Source organism: Campylobacter sp. CNRCH_2016_3089, assembly GCF_025772505.1.
Lineage (GTDB): Bacteria > Campylobacterota > Campylobacteria > Campylobacterales > Campylobacteraceae > Campylobacter_D > Campylobacter_D lari_D.
In genome coordinates this window covers 1-1,261 of the sequence record NZ_JAKMSF010000040.1, presented here as the reverse complement: position 1 = coordinate 1,261, position 1,261 = coordinate 1, and the positions used below count along the sequence as shown (strand labels likewise).

Genomic DNA, 1,261 nt, shown 5'->3' with positions numbered 1-1,261 from the left:
ATTCTAAATAAGTTAAACCCTTAATGGGTTTAACTTTGATACTCTATTAAATCTACATTTTACATTCAAGTCCACTATTAGAAATACTAAACAAATATTAATTAATTAATTGAAAAATAATTATACTTAAGATAAAATATATCTTAATAATTTAAACATATAAATTAAAGGAGATATATTGTTTTCAAATTTAAAAATAGGGACCAAAATAGTTGCTGTTGTAATTGCAATTATAGTCTTAGGTATTGGAATTTTAGCAAGTGTAATTGCTATGCAATCTTCAAATATCTTACACACTGAAGCAGATAAATTACTTCAAACAAGTGCTTTTAGATATGCAAATATCGTCCGTGGAGCAACAGAAAGTGTACATTCAACACTAATGGGTGCAGAAAACACCATTGATAGCATCATCGCAGAACAAGACACAATAGAAGAACGCAGAATTAAAAATATTTTAGAAGGAGCTTTAGATTCTAATGGCTGGATAGCATATATTTATGTGCATATTCTTGATACTTCCAAATATAATGACATTAACCCTAAACTTTTAACACAATCAAATAAATTTTTAATGCTACTGCACGACACTTCTTTAAGAGAAAAAGGTGGTGTACAATTAGTCCAAGCAGAAGATGTTATTTTAAATCAGCAAAGCGTTGAAAATGCAATAAAAAATAGAAAAGAATCAATAGGCCGACCTCAAAATTTTACCATCAACAATGAAGAAATTCTAGCTTATAATATTGCTGTGCCTATAGTAAGAAAAGGAGAAATCATAGGGGTTATAGGGGCTTTAGGAAGTTTAACACAACTTCAACATGAGCTTACAAATCCTGAAAGAAGTGTTTTTAAAGACGATCAAAGATTATTATTAGGCAAAAATGGTCTAATAGCAGTTAGCCCTGCAACCGAATTTATAGGCAAAAATATTACTCAAATCAACCCGCATCCTAGTGCGAATTTATTAATTGATTTACAAAAAAATCAAACTAATACTCTATTTGACTTCACACCAGCTTCTACAGGAAATGCAAATAGAGCAGCGATAGCAAACTTTGATGTATGGGATGGTGCTGATGATTATTGGTCTATTGTGACTATGGCTCCAGTTGGCTCGATACAAATGCCTATAGAAAAATTAATAGCAACTATAATTATAGTATCTCTTTTCGTAGTTTTAGCTATTGCTTTAATAGTATTTATATACATAAACAAAGCAGTAAGCTCAAGAATTGTTAATTTACAAAACAACCTACTG

At 30.1% G+C, this 1,261-nt stretch carries 1 protein-coding gene; it reads left to right on the top strand.

Annotated features, from left to right (window positions below; genetic code table 11):
• Positions 1-178: 178 nt before the first annotated feature.
• Positions 179-1,261: hypothetical protein (locus L8W69_RS09130; protein WP_263666985.1), on the top strand; the 1,083-nt coding region annotated here is incomplete at its 3' end.